14 protein-coding genes are annotated in these 16,845 nt (G+C 72.7%); 7 read left to right on the top strand and 7 right to left on the bottom strand.

Annotated elements, in window-relative coordinates:
- Positions 1-122: 122 nt before the first annotated feature.
- Positions 123-791 (top strand): GTP cyclohydrolase I, encoded by a 669-nt coding sequence (folE, locus tag ACFYV1_RS06440; RefSeq protein WP_389394206.1) that lies wholly within the window; start codon positions 123-125, stop codon positions 789-791.
- A gap of 128 nt (positions 792-919) precedes the next feature.
- Here the strand turns inward: folE and ACFYV1_RS06435 are convergent, their stop codons facing one another.
- From ACFYV1_RS06435 to ACFYV1_RS06405, 7 genes are all read right to left on the bottom strand, one after another.
- Entirely contained in the window at positions 920-2,668 is a 1,749-nt protein-coding gene (locus ACFYV1_RS06435) for an acyl-CoA dehydrogenase family protein (RefSeq protein WP_389394205.1), read from the bottom strand.
- Positions 2,669-2,695: 27 nt separating this feature from the next.
- On the bottom strand, positions 2,696-3,313 hold the full coding sequence (locus tag ACFYV1_RS06430) for a TetR/AcrR family transcriptional regulator (RefSeq protein ID WP_389394204.1): 618 nt from the start codon (positions 3,311-3,313) through the stop codon (positions 2,696-2,698).
- A 127-nt stretch (positions 3,314-3,440) separates the two neighbouring features.
- Positions 3,441-4,001: a DoxX family protein gene (locus ACFYV1_RS06425; protein WP_389394203.1), complete on the bottom strand. Its 561-nt coding sequence runs from the start codon at positions 3,999-4,001 to the stop codon at positions 3,441-3,443.
- Positions 4,002-4,159: 158 nt separating this feature from the next.
- Positions 4,160-5,557 (bottom strand): bifunctional transcriptional activator/DNA repair enzyme AdaA, encoded by a 1,398-nt coding sequence (locus ACFYV1_RS06420; RefSeq protein WP_389394202.1) that lies wholly within the window; start codon positions 5,555-5,557, stop codon positions 4,160-4,162.
- Positions 5,554-6,822 carry an NAD(P)/FAD-dependent oxidoreductase gene (locus tag ACFYV1_RS06415; protein ID WP_389394201.1) on the bottom strand — a complete coding sequence of 423 codons (1,269 nt, stop codon included), beginning with the start codon at positions 6,820-6,822 and terminating at the stop codon, positions 5,554-5,556. The genes ACFYV1_RS06420 and ACFYV1_RS06415 overlap by 4 nt, the downstream gene beginning before the upstream one ends.
- Positions 6,819-8,216 (bottom strand): FAD-dependent oxidoreductase, encoded by a 1,398-nt coding sequence (locus ACFYV1_RS06410; RefSeq protein WP_389394200.1) that lies wholly within the window; start codon positions 8,214-8,216, stop codon positions 6,819-6,821. The genes ACFYV1_RS06415 and ACFYV1_RS06410 overlap by 4 nt, the downstream gene beginning before the upstream one ends.
- The gene (locus ACFYV1_RS06405) at positions 8,213-9,673 is read right to left on the bottom strand and encodes an FGGY family carbohydrate kinase (protein ID WP_389394199.1); all 1,461 of its coding nucleotides are present in this window, start codon (positions 9,671-9,673) and stop codon (positions 8,213-8,215) included. Before ACFYV1_RS06405 ends, ACFYV1_RS06410 begins: the two co-directional genes overlap by 4 nt.
- Positions 9,674-10,116: 443 nt before the next feature.
- Here ACFYV1_RS06405 and ACFYV1_RS06400 point away from each other — a divergent pair, with 443 nt between their 5' ends.
- The 6 genes from ACFYV1_RS06400 (at position 10,117) to araD (ending at position 16,805) form a co-directional block, all read left to right on the top strand.
- On the top strand, positions 10,117-11,250 hold the full coding sequence (locus ACFYV1_RS06400) for a hypothetical protein (protein ID WP_389394198.1): 1,134 nt from the start codon (positions 10,117-10,119) through the stop codon (positions 11,248-11,250).
- Positions 11,251-11,332: 82 nt separating this feature from the next.
- Positions 11,333-12,862 carry an amino acid permease gene (locus tag ACFYV1_RS06395; RefSeq protein WP_389394197.1) on the top strand — a complete coding sequence of 510 codons (1,530 nt, stop codon included), beginning with the start codon at positions 11,333-11,335 and terminating at the stop codon, positions 12,860-12,862.
- A 97-nt stretch (positions 12,863-12,959) separates the two neighbouring features.
- A complete protein-coding gene (locus ACFYV1_RS06390; protein WP_389394196.1) occupies positions 12,960-13,193 on the top strand; it encodes a substrate-binding domain-containing protein in 234 nt (77 codons plus the stop codon).
- Between the two features lie 326 nt (positions 13,194-13,519).
- Positions 13,520-14,173, top strand: a complete 654-nt coding sequence (locus ACFYV1_RS06385) for a GntR family transcriptional regulator (RefSeq protein ID WP_389394195.1) — start codon at positions 13,520-13,522, stop codon at positions 14,171-14,173.
- A complete protein-coding gene (locus ACFYV1_RS06380; RefSeq protein WP_389394194.1) occupies positions 14,170-15,084 on the top strand; it encodes a dihydrodipicolinate synthase family protein in 915 nt (304 codons plus the stop codon). The genes ACFYV1_RS06385 and ACFYV1_RS06380 overlap by 4 nt, the downstream gene beginning before the upstream one ends.
- Positions 15,081-16,805: an L-arabinonate dehydratase gene (araD, locus tag ACFYV1_RS06375; RefSeq protein ID WP_389394193.1), complete on the top strand. Its 1,725-nt coding sequence runs from the start codon at positions 15,081-15,083 to the stop codon at positions 16,803-16,805. The genes ACFYV1_RS06380 and araD overlap by 4 nt, the downstream gene beginning before the upstream one ends.
- Positions 16,806-16,845: the final 40 nt, after the last annotated feature.

Raw genomic sequence — 16,845 nt, 5'->3', positions numbered from 1 at the left:
ACAGGATAACGCCAATCACAGTCGCCGTAACCGTGCGAGACCCCTCAAAAACCCGGTCGTCTTGACCATCTCGCGGAATAAGACCAATACTGATTGGTGAAACTCGAGAGAGGGTGACCGTCATGACCGGCGAACTGCAGCAGCAGGAGAAGTACCGTCCCGGCCTCCACACCGTTCCCCCGCCCGCGTCCGCACCGCTCCCGGCGCCGGCGCTGCGCGTGGTGCACGATGCGGTCGAGCCGGATCTGGCGGCCGCCGAGCTGGCCGCCGGGCAGTTCCTGCACGCCCTCGGTATCAGCACCGATTCCGAGAGTCTGCGCGGCACCCCCGGCCGGATGGCACGCGCCTACGCCGAACTGTTCAGGCCGCGCCCCTTCGACCTGACCACCTTTCCGAACGACGAGGGTTACGACGAACTCGTCCTCGCCCGCGGCATCCCCCTGCGGTCCGTCTGCGAGCACCACCTTCTGCCGTTCGTCGGCACCGCCCACATCGGCTACCTGCCGGGCACCCGGATCCTCGGTCTGTCGAAACTCGCCCGCGTCCTCGAGCACTTCGCCTGCCGCCCCCAGGTGCAGGAGCGCCTCACCAAGCAGGTCGCCGACTGGCTGCAGACGCAACTGGAGCCCAAGGGTGTCGGGGTGGTGATCCAGGCCGAGCACACATGCATGACGCTGCGCGGCGCCCAGGCGACCGGCACCACCACCATGACCTCCACCCTGCTCGGCCTGCTGCGCACCGACGGCCGGTCCCGGAGCGAGTTCCTCGCCCTGACGGGTCCGCCTCGCTGACGCTCCGTTCGAGGCGACGCAAGTCGGCGCAAGTCGGCGTGTGTCGACGTGTGTCGACGTGTGTCGACGTGTGTCGACGTGTGTCGGCTCGAAACGGCGCAAGTCGGTGTGAGAGGGCGGCCGGCCGGTTACGCCGTGGCCGGCACGCGGTCGATCAGCGCGGCGAGGTCGAGCCCGGTGGGCAGCGTCCCGAAGGCCAGACCGCGGTCGCCGGCGAGCCTGGACGCGCAGAACGCGTCCGCCACCGCGGGCGGTGCGTGACGGACGAGCAGAGCGCCCTGGAGCACCAGGGCCATGCGTTCGACCAGGCGGCGAGCACCGAGCGCGGCGTCGTCCGTGAGCACGAGATCGCCGCTCAACTGCCGCCAGGCCGCATCCAGTCGGGTGTCCGCACCCAGGGCGGCCCCCACCTCCGCCCGAAAGGCCTCCAGGCATTCGGGCTCCCGGGTCAGCGCCCGCAGCACGTCGAGCGCGTTGACGTTGCCGGAGCCTTCCCAGATGCCGTTGAGCGGCGCCTCCCGGTAGAGCCGGGGCATCCCCGATGCCTCGTCGTAGCCGTTGCCGCCGAGGCATTCCAGCGCCTCGGCGACCGCGGCCGGCTGCCGCTTGCAGACCCAGTACTTGCCGACCGCCGTCGCCAGCCGCAGAAACGCCCGCTCCGTGGTGTCGCCGCGCTGCGCGCGGTCCGCCGCTCCCGCGATCCTGAGCGCCAGCGTGGTCGCCGCCTCCGACTCGACACTCAGGTCGGCCACGACGTTGCGCATCAGAGGCTGGTCGATCAGCCGGGCGCCGAACACCGAACGGTGGCGGACGTGATGGGCGGCCTGAGTCAGTGCCGTGCGGATACCGGAGGCCGAACCGAGGACGCAGTCGAGCCGGGTCATCGTGACCATGTCGATGATCGTCCGTACGCCGTGGCCCTCTGTGCCCACCAGCCAGGCGACGGTGTCGTCGAACTCGGGCTCGCTGCTGGCGTTGCTCCGGTTCCCGAGCTTGTCCTTGAGCCGCTGGATACGGAAGGTGTTGCGGCTGCCGTCGGGGAGCACCCGCGGCACCAGGAAGCAGGACAGTCCTCCAGGCGCCTGGGCGAGCACCAGGAACAGGTCGTTCATGGGCGCGCTGGTGAACCACTTGTGGCCGCGCAGCCGCCAGGTGCCGTCGCCGTGCTCCACGGCGACGGTGGTGTTGGCGCGCACATCGGTGCCACCCTGCTTCTCCGTCATGCCCATTCCGGCGAGCAGCCCCCGCTTGCCGCCGGGCGCGCGCAGACCGGGGTCGTACACGCGGCTGGTCAGCAACGGCTCGTAGAGGGCGGCCAGTTCGGGCGTGGACCGCAGGGCGGGGACGACGGCGTAGGTCATCGACACGGGGCAGGCATGGCCCTGTTCCGCCGAGCTCCACACCATGAAGCCCGCGGCGCGGGCCACATGCGCGCCGGGCCGGTCGTCGGCCCACGGCGCGCCGCCGAGTCCCTCACGGATCGCCACGTCCATGAGCGAGTGGTACGCCGGGTGGAAGTCCACCTCGTCGATCCGGTTTCCGTACCGGTCATGGGTGCGCAGCAGCGGTTCGCACCGATTGGCCTCCTCCGCCCAGTGGCGGACCTGCTCCGAGCCGGCCAGCACGCCGATGCGGTGGAGGTCGTCCAGGGACCATCCGGCGCCTTCCCGGCCCACGCCCTCGAGCAGCACCGCGTCGTCCGCCACGTCGTGGCCGACCAGGGGCGGCGGCTGGTTGGTCACCTCGTGGGTGCGGGCGGTGGGGTTGCTGCGCGGCGAGCCTCCGTCGGACGGGGACGCCGCGTGCGCGGCGGAAACGGGTGCGGCGGGCCCGGCGGGGGCGGCGGGGGCGGCGGACATGGCGGGGTTCGCGGTCATCACGGTCCTCGGGAGTCGTAGGTGTGGTCAGCCCGCGGACGTGGCGCCCGCGCAGCGCAGGGACATCGCCACCAGTTCGGCGACGAGGCGCTCCGCGGCGTCACCCTCGGCGGGGGCCGACAGTGGGTCCACCAGCACCTCGCCGATCGCCCCGGTGAGCGCCGCGGCGGTGACGTCGGGGTCCTGGTCGGGCAGCAGCCCGGCGTGGATGCCCTCGCGGATCACCGCGGCGAACACCTCGCGGTAGCGGCGCCGGAATTCAAGTCGCTCCTGGCCCACGGCCCGGTCCGCCGGGGCGGCGAGGAGTGCGTGGGCCAGGCCACGGCGCTCCATGGCGCGGCGGGCGAACACGCCGACGCCGAGCGCGATGCGCTCGACGGGATCCCCGCTGCCCTCCCTGAGGACTTCGCCCAGCACCTCGACCTCCCGGCCGGAAGCCCGGCGGAAGACCTCGACGGCCAGCGCGCCCTTGGAGGGGAAGTGCTGGTACACCGAGCCGACCGACATCCCCGCGGCGGCGGCGACCGCGGTGACGGAGGTGTTCGACCAGCCGACCTCGGCGACGACGGAGGTGGCCTGCTCGACCAGGTGCTCCCTGGCGGCGTCCAGGCGGCTCTGCACGGCGGGTGTCTTGCGGTAGGCCATGCAACAAGTGAACCATCGTTCAGTGCTTCACACCAGGGCCTCCGAACCGGTTCGGCCCGGTTCCGCGTCATCCGCGTCACCGGCGCTGCCGCCCGTGGAGCCGTACGGGCCCCCGGAGCGCTCCTGTTCAGTCCTCCACGGTGTCGAGACCCTGGTCGCTCTCCGAGTCGTCCACGTCGGCCCCGATCTGCCCCTTCGCCCGCTTGCCGACGACCGCCGACGCGGCGAGAGCGCTGACCACGAAGGCGGTCGCGAGAACCCACGGCCGGTCGAGGCGGTGGTTCGTGGCGTGGTCGAGCGAGTAGCGGCCGGGTCCCATGATTCCGATGGCAGCGGCCGTGAAGCCGAGGAACGCCGGGTACTCGAAGCCGCCGGACTGGGAGAAGAAGCCGGCAGGCGCGTGCACGGACACCGCTCCCGCCATGTTCCCGGTCACGGCCGCGCCGGCCGCCGGCGTGGCGAGGCCCAGCGCGAGCAGCAGACCGCCGCCCGTCTCCGCGACGCCCGCGGCGACGGCGCTGTGCTTGGGCGGGTGGAAGCCCATGGCCTCCATTCCCTGGGCGGTCCCCTCCAGACCACCGCCCCCGAACCAGCCGAAGAGCTTCTGCGTGCCGTGGGCCACGAGGACGGCACCGGTTCCGGCACGCAGGGCGAGCAGGCCGAGGTCACGTCGGTTGAGCGGGGTCATCGGTTCTCCCGGTGCGGTGACGGTGGGCGATGGTCGATGGGATCCACTCTCGGCCCGCCGGGAGCGGGGGCCGCTGCGTTGCTGCACCGTACGGGTGAACGGGTGTCCTCAGAGGACCGGTGCCGTCTGAGGACCGGTGCCCGCAGAAGGACCGGTCCTCAGACGACCGCCGCGTGGGCCGCCGCCCACAAGTGGTGCATCGCGTACGAACTCCACGGCCGCCAGCCCTCGGTGTCGGCGCCGGGCGGAACCGCCGGGTCGCCGGGCAGCAGCACATCGGGGTCGCCCAGCGCGTGCAGGCGGACGAGCGCGGCGGTCCGTTCGTCGATTCCGGGGAGCCGCAGCAGCTGCCGCTCCGTCTCCGCACGGTCGGCTCCGGGGTCGAGCACGACGTCACCCGCGGCCAGTGCCCGCGCGAGCGCGCGCAGCGCCGGACGGTTGCTGCCGGTCAGGTCCACCGCTCGGGGGAACAGGTGGGTGAGACCGCCGCTCGGGGCGTCGAGCCTTTCTCCGTACGCGGCCACGAGCGCGCCCGCCTCCTCGTCCCCCACCAGCGTGCGGACGGCCGACTCGTGGGGGTCCACCGTGCCGGGGACCCGCAGGCCGGGGCAGGCCGCGACGTGCGGAGCGAGGAACGGGTCGGCGCCGAGACGGTCCGCGACCGCGCAGGGATCTGCGTCGAGGTCGAACAGGCGGCGCATCCGCTGGGTGGCCGTGGTGAGGTCGCGCAGGTCCGTCAGGTGCAGCCGGCACTCCAGCCAGTTCCCGGTGCCCGCGCGTTCCTTGACCTCCGCGACGCCGGGACCGCCGGGCAGCCGCAGAGTGCGGCGGTAGGTGCGGCCGCCGGGACCGCCGGTGATCTCCTCGACGCCGACGAGGGCGTGGGCGGCCAGGTGGTCGAACATCCGGTCCGCGGCGTACGGACCACGATGGGCGAGCCGCAGCGGCACTCCGGCGGCGCCCGGCTCGGGGCGGGCACGGCCCGGCCGCAGGGCGCGGAGCTCCGTCGGGGTGGCGGCGTAGATCTCGCGGATCGTGTCGTTGAACTGCCGTACGCTCGCGAATCCGGCCGCGAAGGCGATCTCGGCGGCCTGAAGGGTCGTCGTCTGGAGCAGGACGCGTGCGGTGTGGCCGCGCTGGGCGCGGGCCAGGGCCACGGGGCCCGCGCCGAGTTCGGCGTTGAGCTGGCGCTGCACCTGGCGGGCGCTGTAGCCGAGGCGGGTGGCGAGGCCGGCGACACCCTCGCGGTCCACGACCCCGTCCCCGATCAGCCGCATCGCGCGGCCGACGACGTCGGCGCGGACGTTCCACTCCGCGGAGCCCGGGACCGCGTCCGGCCGGCAGCGGCGGCAGGCGCGGAAGCCGGCGCTCTGGGCGGCCGCGGCGGTGGGGTGGAACGACACGTTCTGCCGCTTGGGCGTGACGGCGGGGCAGCTGGGCCGGCAGTAGATGCCGGTGGTCGCGACGGCGAAGAAGAACACTCCGTCGAACCGTGCGTCCCGGCTGGTCACTGCCTCGTACCGGCTGTCCGGAACCGTTCGTGCCTCAGTGGTCATACGGTCAGTATGCGACCCTCCCCGGCGCCGGGCCGGCGGGAATCGGACATGACGGTGACGCGTACCGGGCCCCCGTCGGGGTCGGCGCGGGAGGTCCAGCCGGAGCGCAGATGGACCGCCTCCCCCGGCAGGGCGGTCCGCGGCAGATGCTGCCGGTCGAGCACACGGCCGTCCTGGCGGACGACGAGGATCGGCCCGGCGATGCGCTGTGCGGTCCGCAGGACGAAGCGGTGCCCGAGGGGTGGCGGGCCGCCCGGGTGTACGCGGTTGGGCGCGACCCAGAGCAGCGGGCCGTCGGCTTCCACGGGCAGCGAGCGGACTGGCCACTGTTCGGTGCCCGCCAGGTGCCGCAGGACGGTGACGGCGGCGCTACGGCCCTCTGCCGCGGCGGTCGCCGCGGGTTCGACGCCGTGCAGCAGGTTGCCGGCGGCGAAGACGCCGGGCAGGGCCGTGCGGAAGCCGGTGTCGACGGCCGGCCCGCGTGTGCCCGGGTCGAGTTCCGCGCCGCCGCGCCGGGCGAGTTCGTGGTCGGGGATCCAGTCGCCGGTGAACACCACCGTGTCGCAGGCGAGGAGGGTGCTCGTCCCGTCGTGGCGCAGGACACGGACGCCCGACAGCCTGCCCCGGCCGGTCAGCTCCGCGACGGTGCTGCCGGTGAGCACCGGCACCCTGTGCCGTGGCGACTGCGCGGGAAGCCGGGGGCCGTCGGTGACGACGGCGACGACCTGCGTGCCCGCGGACCGCAGGGTGCGTACGGCGTGGAGCGCCACGGCTTCCCCGCCCACCACGACGGCGCGGCTGCCGACGGCCTGGCGGTGAAGGTGCACGGCCTGCTGGAGCTCACCCGTGGTGAGGACGCCGGCCGGGCGGGTACCGGGGACGAGGCGCGCGCTGCGCGGCCGTTCCCGGGCTCCGGTGGCCAGGACCACCGCGCGTGCGGTGATGCGCTCGAGGCCGTGCGGGCCGGTCGTGTCGAGGGTGCGGGGGCCCGCCCAGCCGGTGGCGGTGACCGAGGTGCGGACGTCGGCCCCGGCGGCGAGGGCCGCGTCGAGGAGACGACCGGCGTACCGGGGGCCGTCGGTGAGCCGGTGGCGGGGCCCGAATCCGCGGTGATGGCTGTGGCGTGGGACGCCGCCGGGCTGCTCGTCCCTTTCGAGGACCTCGACGCGGCCCGCGCCGGACGAGGCCAGGCCGGCCGCCGCGCCGAGTCCGGCCGGTCCGGCGCCGACGACGAGGACGTCCACGGCACGCTCCGTACGGCTCACCGGCGGGCCTCTTCGAACAGCGCGCGGACGGCGGCCCCGCAGTGGAAGCCCTGGCAGCGGCCGCCGCGGGCACGGGTCCGGCGCCGCAGTCCGTCGAGGGTCACCGGCGGGACCGGGCCGGCGAGCGCGTCGCGGATCTCGCCGCGGGTGACGCGCTCGCAGTGGCAGACGATGGTGCCGTACGCGGGGTCGGCGGCGATCAGGTCGGCCCGCTGGTAGGGGCGTGGGAGTGTCTCGCCGATGTTGGGCATGCGCACCGGTTCGAGATCGCGGGCGGGGCCCAGGTCGAGACCGAGGTCGCCGAGCAGGCCGGTGACGTGGGCGGCGATCGCCATGGAGGCCGTCAGCCCGGTGGACCGGATGCCGCCGACGGTGACGTACCGCTGCCGGCTGTGGGCGCGGATGCGGTAGTCGTCGTGCTCGGTGGCCGCGCGCAGTCCCGCGTAGACGGCGGTGACCTCCTCGTCGATCAGCGCGGGCAGGATCCGCCGGCCCTTCTCCCGCAGCAGTGCCAGCCCTTCGGCGGTCGAGCCGGTGGCCCGCTTGTCGTCGAGGTCCTCCGCGGTCGGGCCGAGGATCACGTTCCCGTACACGGTCGGTGCGACGAGGACGCCCTTTCCGAGCGCGGTCGGTACGGGGAGCAGGATGTGCCGGACGAGGGGGCGGGCGAGCTTGTCGTAGACGATCAGCTGACCGCGCCGGGGGGTGACGGTGAAATCGCGGTGCCCCAGTCGGCGGTCGAGGTCGTCGGCGTGCAGTCCGGCGGCGTTGACCAGGTAGCGGGTGCGCAACAGGCCGCGCGAGGTGGTGAGTTCGTGGTGGGGGCCGCCGGTGACGGAGTGCACCCGGCAGCCCAGGTGCAGGTCGACTCCGGCGCGGACGGCCTGGGTGGCGTAGGCGAGCGTCGTCGTCCAGGGGCAGATGACCCACTCGTCGGGGATCTCGAGGGCGCCGAGCGCGCCGGGGCCGAGATGCGGCTCGCGTCGCGCGAGTTCGGGGGCGTCCAGCAGCCGCGCGGCGCGGTAGCCGTTGCGGGCGGCCTTGTCCGCGAGGGCGGGAAGGGTGGCCAACTGCTCCCGGTCCCAGGCGACGAGCAGCGCCCCCACCGGGTCGAGGGGGATGCCGCTCTCGTGCGCGTAGGCGGCGAGGCGGCGCCGGCCCTCGCGTACGAGACGGGACTCCAGGGAGCCGGGTACGGCGTCGAAACCGGTGTGCAGGATGGCCGTGTTGGCCTTGGACGTGCCCTCCCCGACGTCGTCGCCCGCGTCCACGAGCGCGATGCGCAGCCGGTGGCGGGCGAGTTCGCGGGCGATGGCGGAGCCGACGACGCCCGCGCCGACGACGGTGACATCGTGGAGACGGCCTGGCAGTTCGCCGCCGGTGGTGACGGTCATGACGCCCCGGGGGCGGCGGACGCGGGCGAACGCTCCAGCAGGGCGGCGACCTCGGCGCGGAACACGCCGAGCCGGTCGGCAGCGCGGTCGGCGCTGATCCGGGGTTCGTACACGGCGGACGGCTTCCACACGGGGACGGCCTGCTCCGGCGCGAGGGCGGGATCGGTGCCGAGCCGTGCGACGGCGGCGGCGCCGAGCGCGGTCGCGTCGGGTAGGGCCGACACCTCCACGGGGCGTTGCAGCAGGTCGGCCTGTGTCTGCATGAGGAGCGCGGACCGGGTGAGACCGCCGTCGACGCGGAGGGCCGTCAGCGGCGACCCGAGGTCGGTGGCCACGGCGTCGGCGAGGGAGACGACCTGTGCGGCGATGCCCTCGCACAGGGCGCGGACCAGATGGCCGGGGCCGGTGTCCAGGCCGAGACCGGTCACGGAGCCCCGCACGTCACCGCGCCACCAGGGGGCGGCGAGTCCGGCGAGCGCCGGTACGAAGGTGACTCCCCCGCTGTCGGGAACGGTGGCGCCGACGGCGTCCAGGTCACCGGCGCCGGAGACGATCTTGAGGCCGGTGAGCCACCGTACCGCGGAGGCGGCCGTGTAGACCTGGCCGTCCAGGCAGTAGCTGGTGCGGCCGCCGAGCCGCCAGGCGACGCAGCCGACGAGCCCGGTGGTGGAGCGGCGCGGCCGCCGGCCCGTCTGGGCGAGCAGGAACGCGCCTGTGCCGTAAGTGCACTTGGCGGTGCCGGGTTCCATGACGCTCTGGGCGAGGAGGGCGGCCTGCTGGTCGACGAGCAGGCCGGTGAGCGGGACGCGGGTGCCGAAGGCGGTGGTGACGCCGACGGGACCGGCCGCGTCGACGATGTCCGGGAGCCGTTCGCCGGACAGGCCGAAGAGGTCGAGTGCCCGCTGTGACCAGGCGACCTCGTCGAGGTCGAGGAGCTGGGTGCGTCCGGCGGTGGCCGCGTCGGTGACGAAGGCACCGGTGAGCCGGTGCACGAGCCAGGAGTCGCTGGTGGTGACGACGCCCTCGCCGGTGAGCTCGCGGCGGATCCAGGCCATCTTCGGCGCGGCGAAGTAGGGATCCAGCGGCAGACCGGTGAGTCGCCGCAACTCGTCCGCGTGCGGGGCGAGTTCGGCACACAATGCCTCCGCGCGCCGGTCCTGCCAGACGATCGCGTCGGTGAGCGGCTCGCCGGTGACCGGATCCCAGGCGAGAACCGTCTCGCCCTGGTTGGCCAGACCGACTGCCGATACGGGCTCGCCGGCGTGGGCCAGTGCCCGGCTTCCGGCGTCCACCACGGAGGCGAGCAGCTCCGCCGGGTCGACCTCGACGCGTCCGCCGGGGCCGTAGCGGGGTGACACGGGCGCGGAACCGGTGCCGATCACGCCGCGTTCGGGGCAGACGACGAGCGCTTTGGTGCCGGAGGTGCCCTGGTCGACGGCAAGCACCGGGCCCGTCATCGGCCACCCCGTTCTCCGGTAACAGGAACCTTGATCACTGACGAAAGCGTGGGGGTAGGCCATGGTCGTCGTCAAGGGGCGCGGGCGGGCCGGTGTGACAGCGTTGTCGTCAACTGCTTGCCGTACGGCGCGGCTTGAGTAAGATCGGCCGCGCATCGAAGCGGAACGGGAGCCGGGCGGCTGCCGTTCCCCGCCGATGCCGGCCGACCACCGACCTCGACACATACGCCTCAGCCAGCCCCCCACCGCCCCAAGAGGCCTCATGACCAGTTCACAGTCCGAGCTCCACCCTGCGCCGGAACGAGCAGCGGGCCCCGCACGGATCCACGCAGCGGGCCCCTCACGGGTCCGGGGAGCGGAACGCACGGTTATCGGGCAGGGGGCGCCACGACCGTGCTAGCCGAACAGGCTCGGGTCCGGCCGCCGGGACGGACGGACCCCTGATGGCGGCGGACGCGTTCCGTCCCGTCTACCATCCGGCCGGGCAGGACCAGGAACTGCGCGCCGCGCTCCAAGACTTACGCACCGGTCGCTGGCTGTCGATGCGGAACCTTCTCGAGACGACGGGTGACTGGGCCCTGTGGACACAGCGCACCCAGGTACTGGCCGCCGTGGCGGCCGGCTCCGACACCGTGCAGGCGTGGCGGACGGAGGAGCCCGACAGTCCCGACGCGGCCGTGATGCACTGCCGGGTCGCCGTCGAGCGGGCGCTGCGGGCGCACCGCGACACACACCGGCGCACCAAGGAACTGTGGCAAGAGGCCTGGGAGGCATGCCGGTTCGCGGCACACCTGTCGCCGGAGGATCCGGTGCCGTGGGTGTGTCTGCTGGCTCTGTCCCGGCTCGACGAGGGCCAGCGCCTGGAGGAGCACCGGGCCGCGCCGCCCGGCCCCATGCTCTTCCCCGGCCCGTGGGGCCTGCTGGCGCAGGCGGACAAGCGCGATCCGCACAACCGTGAGGCGTACCACCGGATGCTGCAGTTCGTGTACGCCCGCCGGGTGGGCAGGAATCTGTCGGAGGCGGTCAACTTCGTCCAGTGGGCGTCCTCGACCGCGCCCATGGGGTCCGCGCTCAAGGCGCTTCCGCTGTATGTGCGGGTCGAACGCCACCGCCGGGAGAACGGCCACGAGAAGGCGCTGGACCTGCACTGGGTCACGGACGACGCCGCCCGCGACGCGCGCCTCGCCCTGCACGACTGGTTCGACGTGGCCTCCCCGGCGACGCGGGCCCTGCCCGACCTCAACCACCTGGCGCACGCGCTGTGGGGTTCGGTCCGATTCGCCGACGCGGCACGGGTGTTCGAGGCTCTGGGCCCGTACTACACGACGCTTCCGTGGGCGTACCGCACGCAGAATCCCGGTGACGCGGCACTCGCGGAGGAGGTGTTCCTGCGCGCACGGGGGCGCTGCCTGGCGGCGGCGCGCGAGACCGGCCAGGGCCCCGGTCCTGATCCGGATCCGGTTCCGGATGGGGTTCCGGATCGGGTTCCAGGCTTCGACTCCGATTTCCCTCCTGATTCCAGTCCTCATTCCGGTCCTCATTCCGGTCCTCATTCCGGTTCCGGCCCCCACTACTGATCCGTACCACCGTCCCGGCCCGCACCCGGTCCGCACGGCTGATCCGCACCATGTCCGTCGCCCGTCCCCGGAGGTTCGTTCGATGTCCATATCCCCGCCGAAGTGGTCGGGCTCCGACCGGACTCCCCCCAAGGACGAGGAGGAGCGGCTGCGGGAGCTCGGCTATCAACCCGTACTGGCCCGCAGAATGGGCGGCTTCGGCAACTTCGCCATCAGCTTCTCCGTGATCTCGATCCTGTCCGGCTGCATGACGCTCTACGGGTTCGGTCTCGGCACCGGCGGCCCCGCGGTGATGCTCTGGGGCTGGGCGGGCGTCGGGCTGTTCGTCCTGTGCGTCGGCATGGCCCTGGCCGAGGTGACCAGCGCCTACCCGACCTCGGGAGCGCTGTACTACATGGCCGACCGGCTCGGCGGCCGCAAATGGGGTTGGTACACTGGCTGGCTCAACCTGCTCGGTCTGCTGGGCGCCATCGCCGGAATCGACTACGGCTGCGCCCTGTTCACCGGCGCCTTTCTGAACCTGCAGTGGGGCTTCGAGCCCACCCCCGGCTCCACGATGATCATCTTCATCTGCATCCTGCTGTTGCACGCCACCCTCAACCTGTTCGGCGTGCGGCTCGTCAGCCTGCTCAACTCCGTCAGTGTCTGGTGGCACCTCGGCGGCGTGGCCCTGATCGTGGGCGCGCTCGCGATCGTGCCCTCGGACCACCAGTCCCCCGAGTTCGTCTTCGGAGAGTTCGTCAACAACACCGGCTGGGACAATCCGATCTACGTCGCCGCCATCGGTCTGCTGCTCGCGCAGTACACCTTCAGCGGGTACGACGCCTCGGCCCATCTGTCCGAGGAGACCTCCAACGCGTCCGTCGCCGCCGCCAAGGGCATCGTGCGCTCCATCTGGGTCTCCTGGATCGCCGGGTTCGCGCTGCTCGCGGGGCTGACCTTCGCCATCCAGGACTACGCGGGAACCCAGGACACCGCGACCGGGGTGCCGCCCGCCCAGATCTTCATCGACGCCCTCGGAACGGGCGGCGCCACCGCCCTGCTCCTCGTCGTGATCGTCGCCCAGCTCTTCTGCGGCAACGCGGAAGTCGCCGCGGCGAGCCGCATGGTGTTCGCGTTCAGCCGCGACAACGCGCTGCCGGGATCCGCCCTGTGGCGCAGGGTCAGCAGCCGCACCCAGACGCCCGTCCCCGCCGTGTGGTTGTCGGTGGGCTTCGCCTGCCTGCTGGCGGTGCCGTCGCTCTACTCCGCGACCGCCTACGGCGCGGTCACCGCGATCAACGTCATCGGCATCACGCCCGCGTACGCCATCCCGATCTATCTGCGGCTGCGCGCGGGCAACCGCTTCGAGCCCGGTCCGTGGAGCCTCGGCCGCTGGAGCCGGCCCATCGGCTGGGTCGCGGTGGTGTGGGTCGCGTGCGTGACCGTGCTGTTCTGCCTGCCGCAGTCGAACCCGGTGACCGTGGACACGATGAACTACGCCTCCATCGCACTGGCGGCGGTGCTGGTCCTGGCGACGGTGTGGTGGTTCGTGGCGCGCCGCTCCTACAGCACGCCCTCCGCGTACGGGAACGCCCGCGAGCAGGCGGAGATCGCGGAGAACATCGTCTGACCGCAGGGCCGTTGAGGCGCTTCGACAGCCTCATGAACCCGCATGGGCACTCATGGGCACTCAGCCGCGGAGCCGCTGCTCGCGGTGCAGAGGCAGCTTGGGGCGCGCCGTCCCGGAGGACGTCTCCGTGGGCGTGGTGTGCCCCGAGCAGGTGGCGGCCCGGGCGCCCGTCAAGCTCACGCCGGTGGCCGTCCCGGCCCAGGAGCCGGGCCGCCGGGCCGTGCACCTGCTGATCGAGGCCGCGCGGTCGCGCGGTGGCGGCATCGAGGTGCCGGAACCGGAGTTGACCGAGCGCGACAGCACGGGCCCGGCACCGGGGGTGCGCTCGTGACGCGTGCCCCTGACCGGCCATCAGGCAGGCGGGACCGGTCTCCGGCGAAGTTCGGACGACCACAGGCCGTCCGAACTTCGCGACCCCGTCGCCTGCGCCGGCCACCTCACCGAACACGGCCGGGCCCTGGACGTCGTCGCCTGTGCCGTATCCGCCCCGTGGCAGCCCTGAACAGCCCGACGGGCGGCAGCACTTGACCGTGGAAAACGGACATCGAGTCGATTCCTGTCCCAGGCATTGACGCGGCTCCGACTCGGCTCTACGTTCGGCGCGTTGCAATTCGTACGTCATATATGAGACGCGATACGCGAGATCTGAGAGTGCTGATGACCTTCGCACCCACCCCGATCCCCTCCCGCACCCAGTACGTCCTGGAGGCGATCAAGCACAGCATCCTCACCGGCGGTCTCAGCCCCGGCCAGGCACTGGTCGAGACCGAACTGGCCGCGCAGTTCGGCGTGTCGAAGACCCCGGTGCGGGAGGCCCTCAAGACCCTGGCCGGCACCGGACTCGTGGTGATGAGCCAGTACAAGGGCGCCACCGTCCGCATGGTCGACTCGAGCATGGCGCGTGAGGTGTACGACGTACGTCTGCTGCTCGAGCCGGAGGCGCTGCGGCGCTCGGTCTCGCGGCGGGCCTCCCTGGAGGACGCACGGACCGCGCTGATCAAGGCGGACGAGGCGGCCGATCAGGCCGACCGGTCGCTGGCCAACCGGGAGTTCCACCGGGCCCTGTACCTTCCGTGCGGCAATCCGCTGCTCGCGCGGATGCTCGACGAGGTCCGTGACCAGGCCGCCCTGGTCTCCACGGTGGCGTGGGCCGCCGAACCGTCGTGGCAGCGGGAGGCCGACGAGCACCGCGAGATCCTGCGGCTCGCGCTCACCGGCGACGCCGACGCCGCGGCCCGCGCCCTGCACGAACACATCGACTCGTTCGTGCAGCGGGCCTTCCCGACGACGGACGAGGAGGGCGAGGCATGAGCGGCGACGACGGCTTCGGCACCCTGCGTGCGGCCCTGGCCGATGTGGTGGCCATCCCCGTCACGCCGTTCACCGCCGAGGACACCGTCGACGCGGCCGCGCACCGGGCCCTGCTGCGCCGCCTCCTCGACGGTGGCGTGCGCACCCTCACGCCGAACGGCAACACCGGCGAGTACTACGCCCTCGATCCCGACGAGCGGCGCGAGGTCACCGAGCTGACGGTCGAGGAGTCGGCCGGCCGGGCGGCCGTCCTGGTCGGCGTGGGCCTCGACGTGCCGACCGCGGTCGCCTCCGCCCGGCACGCTCGCGACGTGGGCGGGCAGATGGTGATGGTGCACCAGCCCGTGCATCCGTACGTGTCGCAGGACGGCTGGGTGGACTACCACCGGGCGATAGCGGACGCGGTGCCCGAGCTCGGCGTCGTCCCCTACGTGCGCAATCCGCACCTGCGCGGCGAACGCATGGCGCGGCTCGGTGAGTTGTGTCCCAATGTCATCGGGGTGAAGTACGCGCTGCCGGACGCGGCGCAGTTCGCCGCCTTCGCCCGCGACGCCGGCATGGAGCGCTTCGTGTGGATCGCGGGCCTCGCCGAGCTGTACGCGCCGTCGTACTTCTCCGCCGGGGCCACGGGATTCACCTCCGGTCTGGTCAACGTGTCGCCGTCGGTCTCGCTGGAGATGCTGGCGGCGCTGCGGGCCGGGGACCATCCGGCGGCGATGAAGGTCTGGGAACAGATCCGCCCTCTCGAGGAACTGCGTGCCGCCCACCGTTCCGCGGACAACGTCACGGTCGTCAAGGAGGCCCTCGCCGCCCTCGGTCTGTGCCGCCGCGACATCCGCCCGCCCAGCAGTCCGCTGCCGCGGAGGAAGCGCGCGGAGGTCGCCGGCCTCGTGGCCGGGTGGGGCGTATGAGCCTGCGGCCGGAGCAACTGCGCAGCCACCAGTGGTACGGGACGGACGGGCTCCGCTCGTTCTCCCACCGGGCCCGTACCCGGCAGTTGGGGTATCTGCCGGAGGAGCACCTGGGCAAGCCCGTGATCGCGGTGCTCAACACCTGGTCGGACATCAACCCGTGCCATGTGCATCTGCGTGACCGTGCGCAGGCCGTCAAGCGCGGGGTCTGGCAGGCGGGCGGCTTTCCGCTGGAGTTCCCGGTCTCCACGCTCTCCGAGACCTTCCAGAAGCCGACCCCCATGCTCTACCGGAACATGCTGGCGATGGAGACGGAGGAGCTGCTGCGCTCCTATCCGGTGGACGGCGCGGTGCTGCTCGGCGGCTGCGACAAGTCGACACCGGCCCTGCTGATGGGCGCGGCCAGTGCCGATCTGCCGGCGGTGTTCGTGCCGGCGGGGCCGATGCTGCCGGGCCACTGGCGGAACGAGGTGCTGGGTTCCGGCACCGACATGTGGAAGTACTGGGACGACCGGCGCGCCGGTCTGCTGGGCGACTGCGAGATGAACGAACTTGAGAGCGGTCTGGCCCGCTCCCCCGGTACGTGCATGACCATGGGCACCGCCGCCACACTGACCGCCGCCGCCGAGGCGCTGGGAGTGACCCTCCCCGGTGCCTCGTCCGTACCCGCGGTCGACTCCGGTCACGACCGGATGGCCGCGGCGTCCGGGATGCGGATCGTGGAGCTGGTGCGTCAGGACTTGAGGCTGTCGCGGATCCTGGGCAGGGAGGCGTTCGAGGACGCGGTGACGACGGTTCTCGGTCTCGGCGGTTCGACCAACGCCGTCATCCATCTGATCGCGATGGCCGGGCGGGCGGGGGTGGATCTGCGCCTCGACGACTTCGACCGGATCGCCCGTACGGTTCCGGTGCTGGCCAACGTCCGTCCGGGCGGCGGCCCCCATCTGATGGAGGACTTCCACTTCGCGGGCGGGCTGCCCGGATTCCTCTCCCGCATCACCGATCTGCTCCACCTGGACCGGCCGACCGTCGCCCATGCCACTCTTCGCGAGCAGCTGAGCGGCGCGCGGGTGCACAACGACGACGTGATCCGCCCCCGTGACAACCCGGTCGCGACCGAGGGCGGGGTCGCGGTCCTGAGGGGCAATCTCTGCCCGGACGGGGCGGTCGTCAAGCACATCGCCGCGGACCCGAAGCTGCTCAGGCACACCGGACCGGCCGTGGTCTTCCCGGACTACCGGACCATGCAGCGCACCATCGACGATCCGTCGCTCGGCATCACCGCCGACCATGTGCTCGTGCTCCAGGGGGCAGGCCCCAAGGGCGGTCCGGGAATGCCGGAGTACGGGATGCTGCCCATCCCCGAGCACCTCCTCAAGCAGGGTGTGCGGGACATGGTCCGGATCTCCGACGCCCGTATGAGCGGCACCAGTTACGGCACCTGTGTGCTGCATGTGGCGCCGGAGTCGTACGTCGGCGGGCCGCTGGCCCTCGTCCGGACCGGTGACCGGATCACGCTCGACGTGGCGGCACGTTCCCTTCGTCTCGAGGTCCCGGACGAGGAGCTGGAGCGCCGGCGGTCCGCGTGGACGCCGCCGCCGGCCCGTTACGGGCGCGGCTACGGCGCCCTGTACAGCGACCAGGTCACGCAGGCCGACACGGGATGCGACTTCGCGTTCCTGTCGCGGCCCGGCGAAGTGCCGGACCCGTACGCGGGCTGAGCCCACCCCCTCTCCGCCGTTTCGCCCGACATCCGCACAG

The organism is Streptomyces sp. NPDC003023 (assembly GCF_042888225.1).
GTDB lineage: Bacteria > Actinomycetota > Actinomycetes > Streptomycetales > Streptomycetaceae > Streptomyces.
Note: the sequence above shows the minus strand (reverse complement) of the source record. Positions and strands in the feature narration are given on the sequence as shown.

Coding starts and splice junctions, on each gene's coding strand:
- ACFYV1_RS06400 (WP_389394198.1), top strand. CDS start 10,117: ATGGCGGCGGACGCGTTCCGTCCCGTCTACCATCCGGCCGGGCAGGAC.
- ACFYV1_RS06425 (WP_389394203.1), bottom strand. CDS start 4,001: ATGACCCCGCTCAACCGACGTGACCTCGGCCTGCTCGCCCTGCGTGCC.
- ACFYV1_RS06385 (WP_389394195.1), top strand. CDS start 13,520: ATGACCTTCGCACCCACCCCGATCCCCTCCCGCACCCAGTACGTCCTG.
- ACFYV1_RS06405 (WP_389394199.1), bottom strand. CDS start 9,673: ATGACGGGCCCGGTGCTTGCCGTCGACCAGGGCACCTCCGGCACCAAA.
- ACFYV1_RS06395 (WP_389394197.1), top strand. CDS start 11,333: ATGTCCATATCCCCGCCGAAGTGGTCGGGCTCCGACCGGACTCCCCCC.
- ACFYV1_RS06380 (WP_389394194.1), top strand. CDS start 14,170: ATGAGCGGCGACGACGGCTTCGGCACCCTGCGTGCGGCCCTGGCCGAT.
- folE (WP_389394206.1), top strand. CDS start 123: ATGACCGGCGAACTGCAGCAGCAGGAGAAGTACCGTCCCGGCCTCCAC.
- ACFYV1_RS06420 (WP_389394202.1), bottom strand. CDS start 5,557: ATGACCACTGAGGCACGAACGGTTCCGGACAGCCGGTACGAGGCAGTG.
- ACFYV1_RS06430 (WP_389394204.1), bottom strand. CDS start 3,313: ATGGCCTACCGCAAGACACCCGCCGTGCAGAGCCGCCTGGACGCCGCC.
- ACFYV1_RS06410 (WP_389394200.1), bottom strand. CDS start 8,216: ATGACCGTCACCACCGGCGGCGAACTGCCAGGCCGTCTCCACGATGTC.
- ACFYV1_RS06435 (WP_389394205.1), bottom strand. CDS start 2,668: ATGACCGCGAACCCCGCCATGTCCGCCGCCCCCGCCGCCCCCGCCGGG.
- araD (WP_389394193.1), top strand. CDS start 15,081: ATGAGCCTGCGGCCGGAGCAACTGCGCAGCCACCAGTGGTACGGGACG.